Raw genomic sequence first — 21,727 nt, 5'->3', positions numbered from 1 at the left:
CCTATTATAGTAGTAACACATTTTTTCTGTCAAAACTTTTTCACCCTTTCGCTTGACGCCGAAATTTCATCATTATATACTGCAACTCATAATTTTGAAGCGTTAATGTTTTTTTGAGAATGTTTTGAAAAGAAGAAGTCGTTTTTCGGTTATATCAACCGCAATGTACCTGTGTATATGCGGATTCCTCTTATTGTTTTTCTCATCATGTTCGCCTTCCGTTCCTTCTGAACAGGCAGCTACGCGTTATGTCGAGGGAAAACGGCAGTATCAAAACGGCGACTACCGCGCCGCCCGGGATATCTTCGTATCTGTTCATCATGACTACCCTCATTTTTTTCAGAACAGTGTCATGCTCGGAAAAAGCTGTTTTTTTCTTGGAGAAACCGATGAGGCCATATCCTACCTTGAAGAGGTGGCCGAAAAGCGGCCCGAACACATCGATGCGGTAAAATGGCTCTGTCGAAGTTATCTTGCCGCAGGCAACCCGCAAAAAGCCATCGAGTATGTGCAGAAGTCCCTGGCCCTTTCGTCGGAGGATTACGAACTGCAGTTTCTGCTGGCAAAGGCGTACCGGGCTGACGGCCACATCGATAAGGCCTTAACGGCTTATAGCCGTGCCGAGGCCTCCCTGCAAAGGGGGGTGGAACTCTATATAGAGACGGGAGAGCTCTATCGGAGTCTCGGCCTATGGGAACCGAGTCTGCGACAATTCAAAAAGGCCGCTGATTTTACGGGGCCTGAGAGTTCGCTTCGTCCTGCACTCGATACCATCATAAAAACGCTCGAATCGGGGGAAACCGAATGAAATCAAAAACGCGATACCTGCTTCTTTTTTTCCTGCTTCCGCTTTTCGGCGGCTGCAGCACCCTGTTCAATCCCTCCTCGATTTCGAAGCTTCAAAAAATCTCACCTATCGAAGAAGAGGTAACCGTCTATCCCGGAACCATAGCACTCTCGTTTTCCGGAGAGAAGCCTCCGGCCGAAAAGACGGCCCGTGATGCAATGCTGATGGAACTGGGAACTCGCTATACACTGCAGGAAGAAGAAGCCCTATATCGTTTGGATCTGAGGATCGACCAAAGAGATATCGTCAAGGATTTTCGTAAAATCCATGCCGTATCCCTCGGCTGTCAACTCACGGACCAGGCAAACGGCAAAGTCGTGCGGCGCTACTTCTTTTCCGAGGAGACCGAACATACCATCGAATCAGCCTCCTATCTGTACCGAATCGTAAGGAAAGGCGTAAAAACGGTAGTGCGATGATCGTGTTCGCGGCCCTTCTTTTCAGCATGTTCCAGACACCCGTGCTCTGTGCCCAGGAAGTAGCGTCGATATCACCCCACGAAGCCATAGAGCTTGCCCTGTCCCGAAGTGACGAGATCAACTACCGGAGTATCGACAGGGAAATTGCCAGGGCAAAGATTGCAATACAGAAAAGGAACTTTCTCCCAAGTCTCGGAATCGATTACTCCCAAAGTGATTCGGTAAGCTACGACAGTGCGGATTCCCGTATCAAAAAGGCGACATTTTCCGTCGATCAGCTGCTCTACGACGGTGGGCAGCTCGCCTATCAGTATAGGAACCTGAGGTCGCAGCTCTATCTTAGCGACATAGAAACCGATGAGATAAAAGAACAGCTGGCCCTGCAGGTAATCACCATCTGCACAAATCTCTTGAAAAACAAGAGGATTCTGGAGATACAATCGGCAACAAGAGAGATCGTCCTCAAACAAATAACCATTGCACGGCAGGAGCATCGCCTCGGCATGATTACCGAGCTTGATCTGCTTGAGATGGAGGCCCAGCTGGGAGAAATCGACCTCTCCCTTGCCTCAACCCGGCAGGATGAAAAGCGTTACATCTTTCAATTGTCGAGAATCCTGGAAATTCCTCCGGACAGCCTGCCCTCTATCAGGGGAAGGATAAACCCCGACTACCACGGTTTTCTTCTTGTGGGGAAAAATCTTGAAAAGGAGATCGAGCGATATGCAAGCCTTGCGCTCTATCAAAACAGCGACCTGCAAAAACTGCTCATCCAGCTTGAAAATGCAAGGACGACAAGAGATCAGACAAGACGATCATGGATTCCATCAATCAATGCGGAACTGGAGCTTTCAATGTCGGGGGAAGAGCTTCCTCTTTCCGAATTCGGTTACAGTCTCGGCATGGTTTTTACCTTCAACCTTCCGGCTTTTCCGTTCAAAACAGATGTGAGCGCGGGAAAGACAAATCCACAGGAACGATCTATAGGAAACAGCTCCTCCGTTCAGCTTTTCGATAATCTGCAGGGCTTCATATCAGGGCGTGAAGCCTCCCTGCAGCTGGCTAAAGGCTATTCTTCCTACGAAGATCGCCAGCGAAATCTTCGATTCGACATCGAAGAGGCCCTTACCGATATCGATCATCAGATGAATACGATCTCCCTCACACAAAGGCGGATGGAAATCTCCCGCAGAGAAATTTCCATCCTGCAAAAGGAGGTTGAATTGGGAGAGGCAACACGAATCGACCTTATCGAGGAGCAGGTATCCCTTACACAACAGGAGGCAAAGCTCATCGAAAGTTTCGTCGATCTCTACAATTCGGAAGCGACATTCCTTCAGTCCTGCGGCGTAAGGGGCATAGCAGAGACGGTAAAAGAGATTATTGTATGAACCTAAACCGTTTTTTCACCCTTTCCGCCGCGGCTTTGCTCCTGGTTCTCTCCTCTTGTTCCCGGCAATCATCCGATAGGGCGACAGTAATCGACGAGGAGGTCACTGAACGGGTATCGGTTGCAGAGGTTAACGAGGAAACGATCCGATCGGAATTTTCCTCGTTCGGCACCGTTTCCTACCTTGATAAGGCCGATGTTTCCTCTCTGGTGGAAGGGACGGTGGTCCGTTTGTTGGTTGATGAGGGAGATCGTGTTACAAAGGGTGAGCTTTTGGCGCTTATCGATACTGAAGAGCTGGATATCAAGCAAAGCGAGGCGGAAGCAGAAATCGTATCGGCAGAGGCAGCGGTTGAGTTGGCAAGGCAACAGCTGGAAGACGGAAAGAAACAAATAGAGGCGAAATTCATCTCGATAAAAAATGCCGAAGCGAAGATCGAGCAACTGAAGGCCGAGCTGGAACAGGTCAGCAGGAATTATGAGAACAAGAAGCAGCTTTTTGAGATTGAAGGAGTGACGGCCGAAGAACTCCAAAGCCTCCTGGTTCAGAAAAAGAGTGCGGAAACCGAGCTTTTTACGGCCGAAGGAGAGCTGGCCATCCAGAATATCGGTTTTCGAGACATCGATATTACACAAGCAGGCTTGAGTGTTCCGCAGGAGGAAGAGGAGCGGATCAAGGTCTTGATCGAAGTAAATACCAGGACCCTTCAGGCCGAGCTTACCGTTGCCGAGGCCCGTCTGCATGCGGCCAGGTCAAATCTTCAAAGTGTAAACCTCCTTATATCCCGCTCGGAAATACGCGCCCCCATACAAGGGGTTATCGCTGCAAAGAATATTTACCTCGGAGAGAAAGCAAGCACCGAGACTCCCCTGTTCACCATCTTTTCACAAAACGCTCTCATTGTTCAGGCGGAAATTCCGGAACAGGAGACCCGCCTTATACAAAAGGGACAAAGGGTGGAAATTCGTAGCGATCTATCCGACAGGTGTTATACGGGAACACTGTACTTCATCGCCCCCTATACAAACGCCGAAAGCAGAACAACGGCAGCAAAAATTCGTCTCGACGATGTCTCGTCCCTTCGACCGGGCATGTTCGTTCGTCTGACCATCGAAACAGGGGAACCGTACAGCGCTCTTGTCGTACCAGTCTCGGCCCTCATCAAGGAGGAAACGGGGACGTATCTTTTTCTGGTCAGAAATTCGAGACTGTTTAAAACCCAAATAGAGGTAGCGAAAGAGGAAGATGATAGGGCCGTTATTTCGTCGGGAATAAGCCAGGGGGATATCGTCGCAGTCACTCCCGGGGCCGATTTCTCGGACGGCATGGAGGTGGAGATTCTGCCATGAAGAGACTCCGGCACCTATTACCAGCCTGCTTATTGATCTATCTGTCGGGAGGTCTATTGGCCTGCAACCTCTTTTTTTTCCCCGATTATGATGAGATCGAATACGTTCCCTCAGGTTCATACGACCTGCTTCCCGAGGGTCAGTTCCCCACCATTTCCTTTGATTTCGGGGTAGACAAATACAGCGTTGAGGATATATTCTCCGTCTCCGATTTTGAAGGGAAACTCGAGGGGCGATATAGCTGGGAGAAAAGAAATGTCTCCTTTCTTCCAGATGAAGGTTTTATTCCGGGCAGGCGCTACAGTCTCGTTTTTTCAGGAAGGTTCCTGGATGATAAGGGAAGGACATATACGGTCAGTAAGACGATTGTCTTTTTTTATGCCGCAGAGGAGGGATCTGTCCCTGCAATCACAGAGATGATTCCTGCACCCGGATCGACTATTTCGGGAGAAAGCCAGCTTTCCTTTCGTTTTTCCGTCCCAATGGATGATACAAGTGTGGCCGAGGGGCTGGACATCACTCCATCCATAGCCTATCGGCATAGCTGGCAAGAGGATGATACGCTGCTTCTGATCTTTCCCGAGGATGAATGGGAAAACCTCACCTTGTATCACATCACCATCGATGAAGATCTTATAGACAGCAGGGGGGTACCCTATCCAGCGGAAAGCCAGTTCAGTTTTTTTGTCGACGATGACGACGATGCCCCCACCATTCTCTATGTAAGCGTTGCAGAAAATAGCTGGGCAGCTGCCACCCCTTTTGCCGTTCTCAGCGAAGATCTCAACGACCTTCGTTACCACGATGCAATCAGGATAGGATTTTCCGAGACCATGGACCAGGATTCGGTGGAAGAGGGATTTTCCATCTCCCCCAATTGCCCCGGAACCACATTCTGGATCGCAGATCCTTCTGCAGCGTATCCCGATCGCAACGCCTTGGTTTTCATTCCCGAACAGGGATACACCATGAGCCAGGAATATCTGCTGGAAATAGAGGCAGAGGTTACAGACAAACATCAGATTCCCATGGGGATCGATGTCAAGAAAACATTTACTCCCAATATTCCCCTTCTCGAACTCTCAGCCATAGAGGGGGTGGCCCCTGGTAACTCCTTCAGCCTCACTTCATACTCAAGCAGCCAGGCCCAGAGTATCGGGAGCTCCGAGCCTTCTCCATTCGACTACACCTTCCGCTTCCGCTTTTCCCGCCCCTTTGCGCAGGTGGAAGAAAAAGCGGCCGTGCAGGAAAAGATATCCATAGCCGAAATTTTCTCCTCATCCGGCAGTCCCTCTCCCGCTGCATACTCCTGGCAGGATGATTATACCCTCACCGCCACCTATACCAATTTCCGCTCTTCCAGTAGCAGCGAACACTACTATCTCATGACCATTGCCGGTGGATCATCGGGAATAGCCAATAACGAAGGGAGTTTCCTTTCGCAAAGCATCGAACAGCTTCTGGTGGTGCCAAAGCCATGAAAGCCATCTCGTTTCCGGTTCCCGCAATTATCATTGCAGTGCTCGTTCCATTGCTTATCCCGGGCTGCCATATGATCGACGACTACCTTCATATGGATGCCCCTGAGGTGCGCTCTATAACGCCGGCGGAAGGGTATGCCGATCCCTCAGATGTACAGGGGATAAGCATCTGGTTTTCTGCGTCCATGGACCGACCGAAAACAGAGGCTGCCTGCATATTCTCACAGGATGATCAGCAACTGGAGGGAAGCTTCAGCTGGGCTTCCGACAGGCTCATCTTTACTCCCTATCTCGGCATTACCTCCAACCATGTCTATACCGTCACCGTCACCACCGAGGCGGAAGATGATTACGGCAATTCCCTGCTGCATGAGGTCAATCATCAGTTTTTTACCGGAGAAGAAATCGATCCTCCCTTTGTAACAGGAACAAGTCCCCAGGCAGGCGATCTTGTTTCCGATCCCTATGCGGCTATTCTTATCGAATTCAGCGAAGGAATCGATGAGATCAGTTTTATCGACAACTTCTCCATCTCGCCGGAAGTCATGGGAACCATATCATGGTCCCCGGACAAGCGAAGCGCAACCTTTACGCCCCTGGTTCCCTATGAAAGGGGAGAAGAGTACGAGGTACAAATTTCAAAGGGAGTCCGAGATCTGGCGGGAAATCAAATGACAAAAGAAACATTCTTTCGCTTTACCGCCGGGGATAAGGGAACCTATGAAATTTCATCGGTTGAGGATATCAGCGGAGGATTTTTCCTTCACGATATAGCAGATACGGCCTATACAACGGGAATTGAAAAAGCGGATGAGCTTCTCGTTACCTTTAGCGCAGCGGTCCCCGAGGATGAAAAGCGGGACATCATCACGGTTAATCCTTCAATATCATATGATGATACGTGGAATTCTGATAATACGACTCTTCATATCATCTTCGACGAGGAGCTGGAATACGGCAAACTCTATGAGTTGAACATCGTCGATTCAACCTATCGTTTTCTCGTCGACGGGCCCCACAGCCTCCCCTTAAGCCTTTCAAGGATCATCTTCATCAATGATACGGCAAGTCCCGTACCGGTAGAATTGCACCTCAACGATATACTTACCATCAGCGATAGCGACCGTGCCCGTTTCGATGTCTACCTGCACCATGCCCAGGGGGCGGTCGTCGACACCTCATCTTTTATGGATGCATTCTCACTCTCCTCTTCCGCCTTTCAATCCCTCGATTTCACCTCCTACAGCATCGATGTCGGAGCTACAGAGTCGGTCGTTCACGTCGACGCTTCTATTGAGATGGCTTCCGGCATCTCGTCGATTTGTACAATCAGGATAGAAGCTTCCCTGTGCGACAGCTACGACAACTACCTGGAAGACGACTACCTTCTTACCTTGCAGGTGCTGCCGCCGTGAAATCGTTTTTGCGTTGGTTCCTCGATCACCCCCTGTCGACCCTCATGCTCTATCTCGCCCTGATACTCTTCGGAGTCGTCTCCTTTCCCCGCCTTAAGGGCGAGTATCTGCCGACGATTCTCTTCCCTGAGGTAAGAGTTGTCTGCGAATTCGAAAATATCTCGGCAGAGGAGATAGAGCGGCAGGTCACCGTTCCCCTTGAGAATGTCCTTTCCGGGGTATCCGGGGTCAAGGAACTCGAGTCCCTCAGTCGCCAGGGGATCAGCTCCATCCTGCTGAGATTTTCATGGGGAACCGATAGCTATAAAGCGGCCCTTGAGGTGCGGGAAAAGATTGATTCGGCATATCCATACCTTCCCCATGGTATCGAAAAGCCCCTGGTATTCACCGAACGTGGGGAAAACGAGGCACTATTCATTTTAGTTTTGCGCCCCAAAGAGGGTACTTCGATCCAGGAGCTCGACAGGACCATACGATACGACCTGAAAACGCGTCTCATGCAGGTCGAGGGCATTGGCACGGTACGCCTGCGTGGTATTACCTCCCCTGAGGTTAAGGTCCTGCTCGATCCCGACACCTGTACGGCAGCAGGGCTTGCGCTGAACGAGGTTCCATCTCTGCTTGCATCATCGGTCTTTGAATTACCCATCGGCAAAGTAAACGAGGGAGGGAAAGAACACCTGATCAAGGCAAGCACCGATACCGTCGATCTTTCTGCCTTACAACGCATAGCGGTTCCGGTCGAAAGCGGAAGCTTTCTCTCATTAGGAGAGATAGCCGAGGTGCGGCTGGGCCACGCAGAGCGGACCTCCTTTTTTTCCTATAATGGCGAGCCCTGCGTAGGTGCCTTTCTTTGGCCAAGTCCGGAAGAAGGGACCCTGAATGCATCAAGGACCTTACGCCGGGAACTTACGGATATTCGACGAAACTATGCAAACGATATCGAAATCATTTTTCTGGAAGATGGTGCGGAGAGAATTCGGTCAGCCTTCAGGGAGCTTGCCATTTCGCTGATACTTGGCAGTGCTGCGGCCTTTCTCGTCATGGTGATTTTTCTACGGTCGCTCTCTTCGGCCGTGATACTCTTATCATCCTTACCTGCGGCAATCATTCCCATTTTCTTTTTTCAGTATCTTTTCGGTCTTTCACTGAATGTGATGTCACTCACGGGAATCGCCATCGGTATCGGTATGATTGTGGACAACAGTATTGTTGTACTTGAAAGAATCCAGGGTCGGCGCGATCACGCCGCTATTGCAGAAGGGGTCCTTGAAATGGGTTCCTCTACATTTGGTTCAACCATGACGACCCTCCTTGTTTTTTTGCCGATTGTTTTTGTACCCGGCATCATCGGTATACTTTTTCGGGAATTGGCAATCACGATCTCGCTTCTTCTTATCTTCTCGTTTCTGGTTTCAATGAGCCTGACACCAGCCCTTTATGTGCTGATTTCCCCGAAGACAAAAGAATCATCCTCAAAAAAAATCTTTGACCGTGCGGAAAGCGTATACGGAAAGCTCCTGCACGCCCTCATAGCAAGACCCTTCATGATAATCCTTCTGATCATCATCAGCTTTGCCGCCCTCTTCGGCCTCGCTAAAGTGCTGCCGAAAGAAACGATGCCATCCGTCCCGGAAGGAAGGCTTCAACTTTCCCTGTCGCTTCCGGCCGATACCCCCTTTGATGGGGTGGAGGCGGCGGCAGAGAGGTTTTTACAAGCGGTAGGAGAGGCCGAAGGAATCAGCGGCGGCTATGCATATACCGGATACGAGGCGGATAACCCTCTCGAGCGGGCAAAAAAAGAATCATCTTTGAACGACATATTCTTCACTTTCTTTTATGCACCACAAACCTACCAAAGGGAAGCGATACTCAAAGCGCACATAGAGCGGGAGGCAGCGATACTTTCTGTCGGAAAACTCTCCTGGCCCGACAGTTCTGATCCTATCTCGCGACTGCTTTCCAAAGGGAAGGAAATTCGTCTGAGGTTTTCAGGCAGGGAAAGGGAAAACGTACTGCAAGAGGCCCGGGCCTATAGGTCCCAATTGCTGCAAGAGGCCCCGGAATCGGATCCTCGTCTGGAAGAATCCGGGGGCTACACCGAACTGCGCCTGGTTCCCGATCAATTGGCTTGCAGAAATTCGGGAATCACCCCCTCTGCAATTGCCGGGACATTGAAGGGCCTTGTCGAAGGTTCACTCGTCGGCACCATAACGCTTCGGGATGAGGAGATCGATATCCGCGTACAGATAGCGGGATATGACAGATTATCCAGGAGGCAAGTCGAGGCGATACCGTTACAGACACAGAATGGCTTTGTCAAACTCGGAAACATGGTGCGTTTCGAACGTCTGCCAAAGCAGCGCGATCTGTACCGCTATAACAGGGTGCCAAGCATTCTTTTATTCGTAAAGGACGGCAACAATACAGTGCAGACAGGGCAATCCTCCACAACAGGGATAAAAAGGGAACGTTTAGATCAAAGCAGCTTTGCCGAGAGTATGCGGGCCATTATCGGAACCTTTGCAATCGCCTTGGTCCTTATGTACCTTTTCCTCGGAGCACAGTTCGAATCATTCTCTGCCCCCTTGTTGCTTATGATCGTGCTCCCCCTCTCTGCATGCGGCAGTTTTCTCTTTCTTACCGTAACGGGAAGGAGTCTGAATATCAATTCGGGGATAGGAATACTGATTCTTTTTGGAACCGCCATCAATACGACGATCATCCTCAAGGCCTCTTTTCTCCATAGCAGGAATAGGGAAGAGCTGATACGCATGGCCGGAGGGCGTTTACGCCCGGTCTTTCTCACCACGGCGACAACCGTGACCGCCCTGCTGCCCCTCATGCTCAACGGCTCTCCCGAAGCGACCCTGCAGGCCCATACCGCAACTTCCGTAATTGGAGGACTGCTCATAGGAACAGTGCTTTCGCTGTTAATCTTTCCCGCCCTTGATTACGTAACAAAACATGGAAACCGATAATAGCCCAAGAAGCCTACATCCGAAACGAAAACTCTTTCTTTTGATTACGCTCATGCTGCTTAGTCTGATCTTTTCAAGATCAATCGATCTGGGCTATCTCCCCGAATCCGGTATGAAGGCAATATCCGTACAAATTGAGTATAAGGGCGTCTTCCAGGAGCAGATCGAGAGGCTCATAACATCTCCCCTTGAAAACGAACTGCAATCCATCCCGGGAATAAAACGGATCAGTTCCGTCTGCGAACAAGAATCGGCAACAATCACGATTTTTTTCCATGATACCGCTCAACTTGACCGTTCCTACCTTCTGGTCAGGGATGTCACAGAAAGGCTTTATGCAAGCCTGCCCGAGGGGGTACAACGTCCGGTGCTTCTGAAAAGCGATATGAAGTCCAGGCCTGTTTTTATTCTCGCTGTCGACTACGATCAGGATATCTCCGAAGAGGAACTACGTACCCGATTCGAAAACGTTGAGGGAACGGGAAGGGTCGAGATCGGTGGAGCCCCGCAAAAAGAGGTACAAATACGCTTTTCTCCGTGGCTGCTGGCCCATTGCGGGCTTACCCTTTCCGATCTGAACAATGCCCTCGGATCGTGGAATTTGATTCGCTCATGGAACGTCGCAAATCATCTGCCGGCAATCGTCGACAGCAGGGTGAGGTCTATTTCGGATATAGCGCAACTCCCGGTCGGCAGAAACCTCAGGATAGGTGATGTCGCCGACATCAGCCTTGATCAGACTCCGCGGAAATCCCTTGCCCTTTTCAACGGTAAGGCATCTATTCTCGTCTCGGTATCCAAGGCCGGTGATGCGAACAGCGTCCGGCTATGTGCAGGACTTCGGGAGGCGTCGAAAGCGATCCCCAATGCCACCATCGTCTATGATCATGGGGCACATATCGAGTCGGCGCTCAAGCAGGTGGCAATCAACATAGGGATAGGCATCTTGGCCGTATCCCTTTTGACCATGTTGATTCTTAAAAGAGCGGCCCCAGCCTTACTTATTTGTCTCAATATCCCTTTTTCCCTGGTCATCACCATCGCGGGCCTGAAGGTTTTCGGCTTTTCCCTGGACATCATGACCCTATCGGGCCTTGCCGTAGGAACGGGTATGGTGATAGATGCGGGAGTCGTTTTTGTGGAAGATGAGTCCCATTACAGCCGCTATTCCATTCTTGTCTCCGGGATATCGACCATATCGGTCTTTCTCCCGCTGATTTTTGCCCCGCATAGCCTGCAAACGGCTTACGCGGGAATTGCCCTGTCAATTTCGATGATGATCACGGCCTCAATGCTCTACGTTTTTTTCATTCTCCCCGATCTCCTGGCTTCGATGGAGGGCGATAAGGGAAACCAGGTAAAGATTGAGGAAAAGAGCTCCCCTATGAAGGGCCATGCCATAATCAGCAGGATTCGTCTCCCCGTTATCATCGCTCTGCCGCTTATCTGCCTGGCCGTTTTTTATCTGGCCGCGGGTATGCAGATACAAGAATCAGATCCGGCGGAACAAGAAAGCTTTCGCTTTTATCTCGAATTTCCCCCGGGGGCGAACCTCGATATGGTACAAAGCAGGGCATCCGGCCCACTCTCACGGATTTCTTCGATAGCGGGGGTGAAATTTTTTAGTGCAACCCTCAAACCGGAACGTGTCGAGGCAAGCGTACACCTTGTCCCCGGCGGTGACCACTATTCCGTACGGTCCGCCATACAGAACGTGACACGGGCCATACCTGAGGCTTTCCTCTATTTTCCCGAAAAGGGTGCTGAGGATCAAAGCCTGTCGATCATCACCACTGGCCCGGAGACGGAACGTTTGAAGGCCATAAACGCAGATCTTGCCAAAAGGATCCAGGCGGAACTCGGATATGACGATATTGTTTTTCACTATAAAGAGGTCCTGCCGACAAACTACCTAAGCTTCGACAGTGATTACCTTACCCTTTCCTCAACCCTGCCGATTTCGCTCTACAATTACCTCTTCAGTTCCCTTTCCGGCCCTGTGACAGGGAAATGGTATACGCCGCTTTTGCCTCAGGGATATGCCGATATCCGTTTCTTTGCCTCGCAGGCGGGAGGATATTCCACAAAGCAGTTACTTTCGATGACGGTTCCTCTTGGAAACGGAAGCTACACAAGAGTCGATAGCATTGCTACGCTTGATAAACGGCAGGAGACGGGAAACATCTATCATTTCGGAAGGGAACGAAGCGCAACCATGTCGGTGTCGGTTCCCCGGGATGCAATAAAAGATGCGATAGAACATCTCAGACTGCTCTCCGATGCAAGCGACTACCCAACCGGCTATCGCTCATATGTTGCCCCCTACTATCTTGAAACGGCAAGGCAGCAGCAACAACTCATCCTGGTCCTCGTACTGTCGACAGCCTGTGTCTTCATCGTACTCATGTTTCATTTTGAAAAGATCACCAGCACACTCTTGTGCATGCTGCAAATTCCCCTCTCCTTTTCACTGCCCCTCATCTATTTTTTCCTTAGCCACAGGGCTGTCGACAGTGCAGCCCTGATTGGTCTGATTCTCGTAGGTGGGATTGCCGTTAATAACGGCGTTCTGGTGCTCAACGAACTCAAGGGAATAGAAAAAAACGGCCGTACTATCGGTTTGGCACTGAGAAAAAAATCACCGTCGATCATCATCAGCAGCCTGACAACCATTGCGGGCATCATTCCACTCCTTTTCAAAGGGAACCAGAGTCAGGCCATATTGGCTTCTTTTTCCCTCACCATCGCCCTCGGGGTCGGTGCATCAATGCTGTTTCTCTATCTTTCGTTTTTCGCCCTCTTCCCCATTTCTCACAGGCCTACTTCCCATAGACGATGAGAAGGCTTGCCATGCGCTCTGTAGCAAGGGGACCAAGCTGCGGCTGCTGAGCAGAACAGAAACGACGAAATGCTTCGTATTTGAGAGCCTCGGTCAATCGAAGATAGGCATGAAGCTGATAGATATTTTCATTTGTCTCCTGCAACTTGATGAGGGGTACAAGATAGGAGGGGTCCCCGGTGGACAGGGCCCGGGAAAAGAGGATGTTGCTCTCTTCCTTGGTAAGGATCAAAGCGGCCTCAGGCCCTTCTATTCCCACCAAACGTCCAAGCTGAATCCGCGCCTCCCGTGCAAAGCCGGTCGCCGGTGCAAGCTGAATTGTTTTCTCCAAAAGCGGCTGTACGTTAGCGAAGCTGGTGGAGGGTAAACGCTCCAAGGCCCGCCAGGCATGGTAATAATAGCCGGGAAGATCGGAAAAGTATTGCTCGAGATCGGCGTAAGCGGAGAAGTTCTCTTGTATCTCCTCGCCGGATTCCAGTAAGGTGGCCAACACAAGATATGTGGCAAAGCTCGTATCGGCTTTCGTCAGATGAAGCATCTCGTAGGCCTTGCCGTAATCCCCCGCAAGATAGGAATGGAAAGCCGCGATGAGCCGTTTTCCCTCATCGGTTTCAAGATCTGAAGCAGACAGTGCCGTCGACATGGCATCCAGACTTGAGGAGAGCTCTTCTTCACTCACTATGCCATAGAACCTTCGGTACTCAAGTTCTTTAAAGGCGGCAAAAAGAGACTCCTCGACCCGGCCGAGGCGCTGATACGCCATGGACTCATGGAGTCCGAGGCCGGGGCTATAGCCGAAAGTCGCCGCATAGGTACCGATCTCGGTAATAAGTCGTTCATAGCTTTCCGTCTTGATAAGCGTGCTTATGAGGATCTCATGGTCTGTTTTATTCATCAAGTCGGGATGGCTTTCAATAGCGGTATCGAAGGCCGTGAGGGCCTGTTCATACTCCTCTAAAGCGGCAAGCGCCTTGGCCCGGACAAACGCGGCCCCCACCGAATCGCTCTCATCCAGCTCAAGGGCCTTGCTGCCGGCATCTATCGCTTGCTGATAGGAGGCCTGAGCATAGTACAATTCGGCAAGATTTGCGTACAAGAGGTAACGGGTTTTTTTATTTCCATACCAGCGGTCGAGCTTTTTGCCCTGTTCAAGATAGACGGCCGCCCGCTCATACTGCCCCAATAAGAGGTAGAGTGCACCGATGTTTACCTTAACCTTCAATGTTTCAGGATAACTCTGGTCAAGCGCAAGAAGGGCATTTAGTACCTCAGGGCCCGATTCCCGCCCCATTGCCGCTTCAAAATCCTTATCGAAGGAGGCAGAGCATGAAACAAGGATAAGAGAAAGGAATAGCAGTACATAGCGTGTTTTCACTTGGATCTCCTTATACATTAAACCGATGAACATTATTAACACGGCAGAAACGGATTCTGCCCTTCAACGAGTATAGCACACAATCAAAGATTTTACGCTCGGGCTCTTTTGCGATAGCAGGAGGGAGAACAGCCGAAGTTTTTACGAAACAGGCGGGAAAAATAAAAGGGATCATCCATGCCGACACGGCAGCCGACCTCCGCAACAGAAAGGGAGGCCTCGCGTAAAAGCAGTTCGGCAGCCTTCTCCATCCTCATGGAGACAAGAAGCTGTTTGAAGCTTTTTCCGGTAACCGCATGCAGGGCCTGGTTGATCGAAGAAGGGGAACGATGGACCGCTGCCGCAGCATCAGCCATGGCTGGTCCGGCGGCCAGGTTCGACTCGATAAAGGAAAGAAGCTTCTCGACGAGGAGATTTGTCTTTACCGTTACCATGCGGTGTTCTATCAGATAGCTTGTCGTGATCTCGATCAGGCGGAGAATACTTTTCAACTGTTCGCTGTTATAGGAAGGCAGGCTTTCATACGCCTGCTCCATCCCTTTCCGCAGTTTCCGATCGCGGACCTCCGAAAGCAGCAGATCGGGAATTCCCGACTCCAGGCGAAACTGGCCGACGATGATATAACCAAAGCAGCGATCCTCAATAAAAAGGGGGTAGAGAGCCTCGGCAAGGCCGGCATGACATTGATAGAATAGGGTTTTTCCGGTAGAAGCTGCAAGGAGGCACTGCTTTCGGTCGTTTTCCCGGCAGCGATCGAGCATCCCCAAATCCTCCTGAATGATGGTGCAGTAGCGGCACAGCGGACTTCGGCGAAGGGGGGCAACCTCTAAAAAGGTATTATCAAGGACCGAAGTACGAAAACCGAAAGCCTTGGAGATATGATCGAAGATCTGAAACATCTCATCGGTAAATAGCATTTCCGAAATGGTCTGCATAGATAAAATGTGATGGATAATTGTTGTTTTGTCCATATTATTTGTCAAAACGTATATGTATTTCTTTTCTGAAATGGCTTTATGCTTCTTGGCACGGAGTGTAAACGAAGGTGAAAAAAACACTTGTTATTATGGCTGCCGGTATGGGGTCCCGATACGGGGGATTAAAACAACTGGACGGTATCGGACCCAACGGCGAAACGATTATGGATTATTCTCTGTTTGATGCGGTAAGGGCTGGCTTCTCAAAGGTGGTATTCATTATACGACGGGACATCGCGAAGGCCTTTGAAGAGCAGATCATACGTAAGCTTGAAGGGACTCTGGAAGTCGCATACGTATTCCAGGAAACCGATGATATTCCCGAGCCCTACAAGGGGACTGTGCAGCGGAACAAGCCATGGGGAACCGGCCACGCCCTCATTTCGGCTGCGGCCGAAGTCACCGAGCCATTTCTCATCATTAATGCAGATGATTATTACGGCCCGTCGGCTTTTGCCAGTGCCGCAAGGCGGCTTGAAGGAATCGACAATCAAAGGCTTCAGGCTGCTTTGATAGCCTATCGCCTGAAACATACCCTTTCGGCCAACGGTACGGTGGCCCGCGGCATCTGTCGGAGCGAGGGCGGCTACCTCACCTCAATCACCGAAACCCTCGGACTGCAGCGGGCCGCGTCCGGAATCGTGGTCGACGGGAAGGGAGAGGAAATCCCCGAAGAGACAATGGTCTCGATGAATATGTGGCTCTTTTCTCCTCCCATCTTCTCCTTTGCAAAAGCGCTTTTTTCGCAATTTCTTGTACAACATCGAAACGAAGAAAAGGCGGAATTCTTCATCCCCGACATTGTCGAAGCCCTCATAGCAAAACAGGGTGCAAAGATACCTCTCGTAGAAACGGAGGAGCGGTGGTATGGGGTAACCTATGCCGAGGACAAAAACGCGGTTATGCAGGCAATAGCAGCGGCAATACGGACGGGAACATATCCTGAAACATTGTGGAGACAGCGATGAATAGAGAAGCCCTTGCAAACGTATGTGCAAATTTCCGGATTCTTGGGGATTTTGTCGAAGCACACCCCTACGGAAACGGTCATATTAATGATACCTATGCGGTAAGCGTAGATCAGGCGGGAAGGCCGCTACGCTATATTTTGCAGCGGATCAACAGCCATGTGTTCCATGAGCCAATGAAGTTGATGGAGAATGTCCACCGTATCTGTGTCGAGAGTCAGAAGCGGCTACAGGAAGTCGGCAGACCGGATGCATCGAGAAGGTCCCTGACCACCGTTCTCAGTCGCGACGGAAAGGCCTATTACTGCGACGATGAGGGGGAAATCTGGCGGCTTTATCTCTTTATCGAAGGAGCGGTCGGATACGATATCGTGGAGAACCGGGACCAGGCATATCAGGCGGCAAAAGCCTTTGGAGCATTTCAGCAGCTCCTTACCGAGCTTCCTGGCAAGCGTCTTCACGAAACCATCAAAGACTTTCACAATACCCCAAGCCGCTTCCGGCGTTTTGAGGAGCTCTTACAAGAAGATCCATTGAAAAGGAAAGATTCGGCAGCCGGGGAAATCGATTTCTACCGCTCCTTTGCAGATCAGGTTTCCCGGCTTACGGATCTCAATGCATCAGGCCGTATCCCGGAGCGGGTTACCCATAACGATACGAAATTAAACAATGTGTTGATCGATACCCAGACAAACGAAGCGGTCTGCGTCATCGATCTGGATACGGCAATGCCCGGTCTTGCTCCCTACGACTTCGGCGATCTGGTGCGCACCTCAACCTCTCCCGCCGCAGAGGATGAACGTGATCTTTCAAAGGTCTGTCTTATTCCCGAACTATTCAAGGCCATTACCCAGGGCTATCTTGAAGCAACATATGGTTTTCTCCTGCCCGAAGAGCGGTCGAATCTTCTCTTTGGGGCCAAATTGATGACCTACGAGGTCGGCCTTCGCTTCCTCACCGACTACCTCGAAGGCGATCGATATTTCAAGATATCCTCGCCCGACCACAATCTGGTACGGTGCAGAACCCAGATGAAGCTTGTTCAATCGATGCAGGAACAGAGGAACCTACTTGAAGAGATCGTGGAATCCTGCTATGAAGGGATACAACCATCATGAAAAAGATATTAATAACAGGCGGTGCTGGTTACATTGCCAGCCATACCAACATCGAATGCATAGCCTCCGGTTACCAGCCGGTCATCGTAGACTCTTTGGTGAATGCCAGTAAGGAGTCGGTACGTCGCGTCGAAGCACTTGCCTCTCGGGCCATTCCTTTTTACCAATGCGACCTGCGCGACGAGGCTGCCCTGCGAAGGGTTTTCGAACAAGAAGGCCCCATTGATGCCGTTATCCACTTTGCGGCCCTGAAGGCTGTCGGAGAATCGGTACAGGAACCCTTGCGCTATTATGATAACAACCTCACCGGTTCCCTCTCCCTTTTTGCGATGATGAAGGCTTTCGGAGTCAAAAACATTGTCTTCAGTTCCTCGGCAACGGTGTACGGTGATCCCGAGAAGGTTCCGGTCACCGAAGATGCTCCCGTCAGTGCAACCAATCCCTACGGTTGGACCAAGGTGATGATGGAACAGATCCTTACCGACACGGCAAGGGCAGAAGGCTGGAAAAGTGTTATCCTCCGCTATTTTAATCCTGTGGGTGCACACCCGTCCGGTGATATAGGAGAGGATCCCGCATATCCGAATAACCTTGTTCCCTTTGTTTCACAGGTTGCCGCGGGAATTAGAGAAAAGGTTGTGGTCTTCGGCGACGATTGGCCGACTCCGGACGGAACCGGTGTCAGAGACTATATCCACGTGGTCGATCTGGCCCGGGCTCATACCGCCGCTCTGCGCTATCTTGAAGGGTCCGAAGGAAACGCAATCTTTAATATCGGAACGGGAAGGGGCTACTCTGTCCTCGAAATCATCAAGGCCTTTGAAAAAGCATGCGGCAAACCGATTCCCTATGTTATCGGTCCCCGAAGAGACGGGGATGTTGCCGAAGTTTTGGGAGACCCGAGTCGCGCAAACAAAGAGCTTGGCTGGAAGGCCGAATACGGGCTTGAAGAGATGGTGGCATCGGCCTGGAACTGGCAGTCCAAAAATCCAAAGGGCTACCGTTCGTAGGTTCGAAGCTATCGGCTATACCGACTTCGACTGCCTGACAAACTCCTGAGCATCGAGGGAACGAATCATTTCAACAACCTCACTGGTCCTGCGAAGGGAGAATTTTCTTAGAATTCTGGTGACGTGACTCTTTACCGTCACCAGTTCGACATGTTTATACTTTGCAATCTCCTTTTGTTTATAGCCGTCGAGTAATAATTTGAGGATCCCTACCTCGGCAGGAGTGAGTGTCATAAAGGCCATCGTAAACTTTTGAAGCTCTTCCTTATAATGCCCCATCGCCCGCATCTGCTTTCTAAGCATCTGGGCCGCATAGCTGTGAATGGGAGAACTGTGCTTGTACGCCTTCTTTATGGCAATGATGATATCGGACATAGAATCCGTTTTGAGAAGATAGTCGACAGCCCCAGCCTCAAAGGCAGATAACACCCGCTCCTCTTCTTCATGGCAGGTAAGAATGACGATCCGAATATCGGGATAGGAACGACTGATCTGCCGGCAGTAATCTATTCCGGCGGTCGGACTTTCCATCTCAATATCCATCAAGATCACATCGGGCAGGTATTGTTCCACTGCACAAAGGAGTTCCCGCCCGCTGGTTACGGAAGCAACCACCCGAATATCAGGCTCATGATTAAGAATACTTTGATAGATGTTATTGAGTTCGGGAAAATCTTCGGCGACAATACAGGTAATTGATTTTTTATCATTCATCTGAAGCCTCCGGGATATATATTTCGACCTTAGTAAAAATATCCGGCATACTTTCGAGGCGCATCGTTCCCCCGAACGACTCTACAAGCTGCTGGGAAAACGCAAGTCCCATTCCCCAATTGGTGATTGAAGGCTTCGTAGAATAAAAGGGCTCGAAAACATGCTTCTGCCTGGCGCGGTCGATGCCGCAACCGTTGTCCTCGACGGAAATAACAAGATAGTCCAACTGGCGGCTACAGTACATAATGATGTAGGGGATTTCCACGCCCCTGACAGCCTCCTTACTGTTTATGATGAGATTCCGCAGGACCTCGATGAAATAATGCTCGTCTACCACCATCTTCGCCGCCGGAACTGTATTACGAACAACAATATCGGGATACTCCTTTTCGATCCGTCCAAGCAGTGAAGAGGTGGTAAGATGCGAATATGTTAAGGCAATACGGTCGGGAAGTACGGGAAGGGCATTGAGCCTTGCGATAGTCTTTTCGCAGATTGCATGGATACCTTGCAACTGCTGCTGGCCTGCTTCCTGTACAAGGCCCTGCTCTGCAAGGAGCTTCACCGCAATAAACTGGTTCTTGATCGAGTGAGTAAAAATCTTAAGGCCGCTGCCGGCGGTCTTCATCCTCGCCTTAAAGCCGATTTGATGGCGCTGATCATTCAGGGCAAAACTGTTATAGACAATGCTGATATAGATTAAGACACCAAGCGAAAAAAAGGAAAGCACAAAAATAAGCGACGCGGTAAAACGAGTATACGGAAGACTGATGAGTTTTACCGTCGACAAGCGCCATATATGGATCGAATGGCTCGGAAACCAATAAAAGAGAACAAAAACCAAAACATGTATCGGAACAAGCCCGAGGATAATCAGTTCCGATCGTTTTCTGAAAGGCTTCGGCGTTTTCGAGTATATCCAAAGCGAAAGAACCAGACTGGTGATCAAGGCCGCCTTCACCAGAATATTCAACAGACGATTGAGAATGTTCAAGCCGCTCAGGATCTCCTGCATTCCCTGAAAGACCGAATCGGGCTCGAATACGTGTTGAAGGATCCCCGGATCGGCAAGAAGGATGAGCAATGCCGGTACGGCAACAATAAAGCTTCCCTTGCGCAGAAGCCCCCGGCGGGGGTGCTGAGAAAGGGGAAAACCTATCGCACCGAGCATATACAAGGCTATGCCGACATCCATGAGGCGGTACATGCCGAAGATTGAGAGATCAAGATAGTAGTTCAACTTCCAGATGAAGAGATTGCTGCTTATCAAAAGAGGATTTTCGATGAAATTGGCGAAGGAGACGTATTCGGTAAAAAGAATGAGACCGAAAAGAGCAAGAGAAAAACCAATCGGCATTAATAGAAACCATAAAAGGCTGGAATCCTTTTTTTGCCGTATGGTCACAATAAGAGAAAAAATCAGATAGACAGGAATCAGATAGATCATTGCCGTTCATCATATCAGAAAAGGAGCCCTCGGAAAGCTCTGAGAGCTCCTTGCCGAATCAGTGTCTATTTCTTACTTTCCCAATACCTTGCCGTCTCACTCTTCATCCTTGCGATAAAGGCTTCCGGAGTGATTTTTCCGAAAACGAGATCGTTATCAGCGGGATAAAATACATTGGCAAACCACTCTGGGTAAAGCTGCATGGCGCCGTCATAGGAGACGTGGAAATTCTCGGCATGCTCCACTACCGGTTTTACCTCGGTAAGAAGATCCGGGTAGGAGGCATCTCTCCGAGCCGCGATATTGATGGTATCGTGTGCCAGTTTTTCGGCATTTTCCTTTCTGCTGATATACTTCATGAAGGCCTTGGCTCCCTCGATGTTTTTCGCTCCCGTGGGAATGGCAAAGCCGATCAGGTAGGCTTCGACATCGGCGCTTGATCCTTTGCCTCCTGAAACCTCGGGAAAGGGATAAAAGCCGACCTCAAAACCGTCGACTTGCTGTTCCTTTGTCTCGGATGGGATCCAGGTACCGCAAAGAATAGAGCCCGACTTGTTCAGGGCCCAGTCAGCCTGGGCGGCAGGATAGTTGCTTCCCGCATAGCCCGGCTGGAAAAAATTCTTTCCACCTGCACTCAATTCATACACCATCCTGGCGGCGCTTAGGTATCCGGGATCATCCCAGACCTTTCCACTGGCATCAGCCGCAGCATCTTTTAAATGGCCGGGACCCATGACCCTGGTAAGCGCCCAATAGTAGTAGTAGGCATTGTAAAATGAGATATTCCCGTCAAGAGCGAGAGCAGGGACACCGGCGCTTGTAAGCTGCTGATTGATATCGATAAATTCTTTCCAATTTTCAGGTGAGGCAAGGCCATGTTCGGCGAAAAGGGTCTTGTCGTAGAAGAAACCGGAGGTGATAAATTCGTATGGGAAAAAGTAGATCGAATCATCCTTTGCATACAGCTTCACCAGATGCTCATCAAAAAGATCCATCATCTGTTTTTGCCCCTCGGGCCCCTCTGTTTTGTAAAGAAAATCATTGAGGGGTTCCACCAGGACGTTGTCATCCTTGAGCAGTGCACCGGAAAGTTCACTAAAGTCCTGATCGATCAGGTCGGGGGCATCCTGCATCAACAGGCGACTCCGTATTTTCGTAAGGACATCCCGACCGGCAAAGGTTATATCAACCTTGATGCCAGTCTCCTCTTCAAATTGCTTTGCCATTGTTTCCATGAAGATCGCCTGGGGCTCTCCGGCGTTCCACATCGATACATACTCGATAGAACCGTCAGAAGCTCCCTCCTGCGTTCCTCCGGCATACAAAGAGCCGAGGAGCGTCAGAGCGATCAAGGCAAGAATCGACAACCTCTTTCTCATTTTCAAACCTCCGAATT

General features: G+C 50.3%; 16 protein-coding genes. 11 read left to right on the top strand and 5 right to left on the bottom strand.

The genetic code is table 11. From position 1 onward, the window contains the following. Window positions 1-124: 124 nt before the first annotated feature. Genes SPIRS_RS08920 through SPIRS_RS08885 form a run of 8 tightly spaced genes read left to right on the top strand, consistent with a single transcriptional unit; the run spans window position 125 to window position 12,722 of the window. Window positions 125-808 carry a tetratricopeptide repeat protein gene (locus tag SPIRS_RS08920; RefSeq protein ID WP_245537741.1) on the top strand — a complete coding sequence of 228 codons (684 nt, stop codon included), beginning with the start codon at window positions 125-127 and terminating at the stop codon, window positions 806-808. Then, window positions 805-1,266, top strand: a complete 462-nt coding sequence (locus tag SPIRS_RS08915) for a hypothetical protein (protein ID WP_013254354.1) — start codon at window positions 805-807, stop codon at window positions 1,264-1,266. The genes SPIRS_RS08920 and SPIRS_RS08915 overlap by 4 nt, the downstream gene beginning before the upstream one ends. Next, window positions 1,263-2,657 (top strand): TolC family protein, encoded by a 1,395-nt coding sequence (locus tag SPIRS_RS08910; protein WP_013254353.1) that lies wholly within the window; start codon window positions 1,263-1,265, stop codon window positions 2,655-2,657. Before SPIRS_RS08915 ends, SPIRS_RS08910 begins: the two co-directional genes overlap by 4 nt. Next, a complete protein-coding gene (locus SPIRS_RS08905; RefSeq protein WP_013254352.1) occupies window positions 2,654-4,006 on the top strand; it encodes an efflux RND transporter periplasmic adaptor subunit in 1,353 nt (450 codons plus the stop codon). The genes SPIRS_RS08910 and SPIRS_RS08905 overlap by 4 nt, the downstream gene beginning before the upstream one ends. Beyond that, complete coding sequence (locus SPIRS_RS08900) at window positions 4,003-5,487, top strand: Ig-like domain-containing protein (RefSeq protein WP_049784610.1); 1,485 nt, start codon at window positions 4,003-4,005, stop codon at window positions 5,485-5,487. Before SPIRS_RS08905 ends, SPIRS_RS08900 begins: the two co-directional genes overlap by 4 nt. Then, window positions 5,484-6,902 (top strand): Ig-like domain-containing protein, encoded by a 1,419-nt coding sequence (locus SPIRS_RS08895; protein ID WP_013254350.1) that lies wholly within the window; start codon window positions 5,484-5,486, stop codon window positions 6,900-6,902. The genes SPIRS_RS08900 and SPIRS_RS08895 overlap by 4 nt, the downstream gene beginning before the upstream one ends. Next, window positions 6,836-9,883: an efflux RND transporter permease subunit gene (locus tag SPIRS_RS08890; protein ID WP_245537740.1), complete on the top strand. Its 3,048-nt coding sequence runs from the start codon at window positions 6,836-6,838 to the stop codon at window positions 9,881-9,883. Before SPIRS_RS08895 ends, SPIRS_RS08890 begins: the two co-directional genes overlap by 67 nt. Beyond that, window positions 9,870-12,722 carry an efflux RND transporter permease subunit gene (locus SPIRS_RS08885; protein ID WP_013254348.1) on the top strand — a complete coding sequence of 951 codons (2,853 nt, stop codon included), beginning with the start codon at window positions 9,870-9,872 and terminating at the stop codon, window positions 12,720-12,722. The genes SPIRS_RS08890 and SPIRS_RS08885 overlap by 14 nt, the downstream gene beginning before the upstream one ends. Here the strand turns inward: SPIRS_RS08885 and SPIRS_RS08880 are convergent. Next, a complete protein-coding gene (locus tag SPIRS_RS08880) occupies window positions 12,703-14,097 on the bottom strand; it encodes a tetratricopeptide repeat protein (RefSeq protein WP_013254347.1) in 1,395 nt (464 codons plus the stop codon). The two genes, SPIRS_RS08885 and SPIRS_RS08880, sit on opposite strands and share 20 nt — an antisense overlap. Before the next feature lie 92 nt (window positions 14,098-14,189). After that, window positions 14,190-15,068 carry a PocR ligand-binding domain-containing protein gene (locus tag SPIRS_RS08875; RefSeq protein ID WP_013254346.1) on the bottom strand — a complete coding sequence of 293 codons (879 nt, stop codon included), beginning with the start codon at window positions 15,066-15,068 and terminating at the stop codon, window positions 14,190-14,192. A 74-nt stretch (window positions 15,069-15,142) separates the two neighbouring features. Here SPIRS_RS08875 and SPIRS_RS08870 point away from each other — a divergent pair, with 74 nt between their 5' ends. From SPIRS_RS08870 to galE, 3 genes are read left to right on the top strand one after another with little or no spacing between them, the layout of a single operon-like run. Next, on the top strand, window positions 15,143-16,042 hold the full coding sequence (locus tag SPIRS_RS08870) for a nucleotidyltransferase family protein (RefSeq protein WP_013254345.1): 900 nt from the start codon (window positions 15,143-15,145) through the stop codon (window positions 16,040-16,042). After that, window positions 16,039-17,160, top strand: coding sequence for a phosphotransferase enzyme family protein (locus SPIRS_RS08865; RefSeq protein WP_013254344.1), 1,122 nt, complete (start codon window positions 16,039-16,041; stop codon window positions 17,158-17,160). The genes SPIRS_RS08870 and SPIRS_RS08865 overlap by 4 nt, the downstream gene beginning before the upstream one ends. Continuing rightward, the gene (gene galE, locus SPIRS_RS08860) at window positions 17,157-18,170 is read left to right on the top strand and encodes a UDP-glucose 4-epimerase GalE (RefSeq protein ID WP_013254343.1); all 1,014 of its coding nucleotides are present in this window, start codon (window positions 17,157-17,159) and stop codon (window positions 18,168-18,170) included. Before SPIRS_RS08865 ends, galE begins: the two co-directional genes overlap by 4 nt. A 15-nt stretch (window positions 18,171-18,185) precedes the next feature. Here the strand turns inward: galE and SPIRS_RS08855 are convergent, their stop codons facing one another. From SPIRS_RS08855 to SPIRS_RS08845, 3 genes are all read right to left on the bottom strand, one after another. Beyond that, a complete protein-coding gene (locus tag SPIRS_RS08855) occupies window positions 18,186-18,884 on the bottom strand; it encodes a response regulator transcription factor (RefSeq protein WP_013254342.1) in 699 nt (232 codons plus the stop codon). Next, complete coding sequence (locus SPIRS_RS08850) at window positions 18,877-20,331, bottom strand: sensor histidine kinase (RefSeq protein WP_013254341.1); 1,455 nt, start codon at window positions 20,329-20,331, stop codon at window positions 18,877-18,879. The genes SPIRS_RS08855 and SPIRS_RS08850 overlap by 8 nt, the downstream gene beginning before the upstream one ends. A gap of 65 nt (window positions 20,332-20,396) precedes the next feature. After that, entirely contained in the window at window positions 20,397-21,710 is a 1,314-nt protein-coding gene (locus SPIRS_RS08845; protein WP_013254340.1) for an ABC transporter substrate-binding protein, read from the bottom strand. Window positions 21,711-21,727: the final 17 nt, after the last annotated feature.

Origin of the sequence: Sediminispirochaeta smaragdinae DSM 11293 (genome assembly GCF_000143985.1) — a bacterium.
GTDB classification, from domain to species: Bacteria; Spirochaetota; Spirochaetia; order DSM-16054; family Sediminispirochaetaceae; genus Sediminispirochaeta; species Sediminispirochaeta smaragdinae.
The sequence above is the reverse complement of the archived record's forward strand: the minus strand, read 5'-3'. Positions and strand labels throughout refer to the sequence as shown.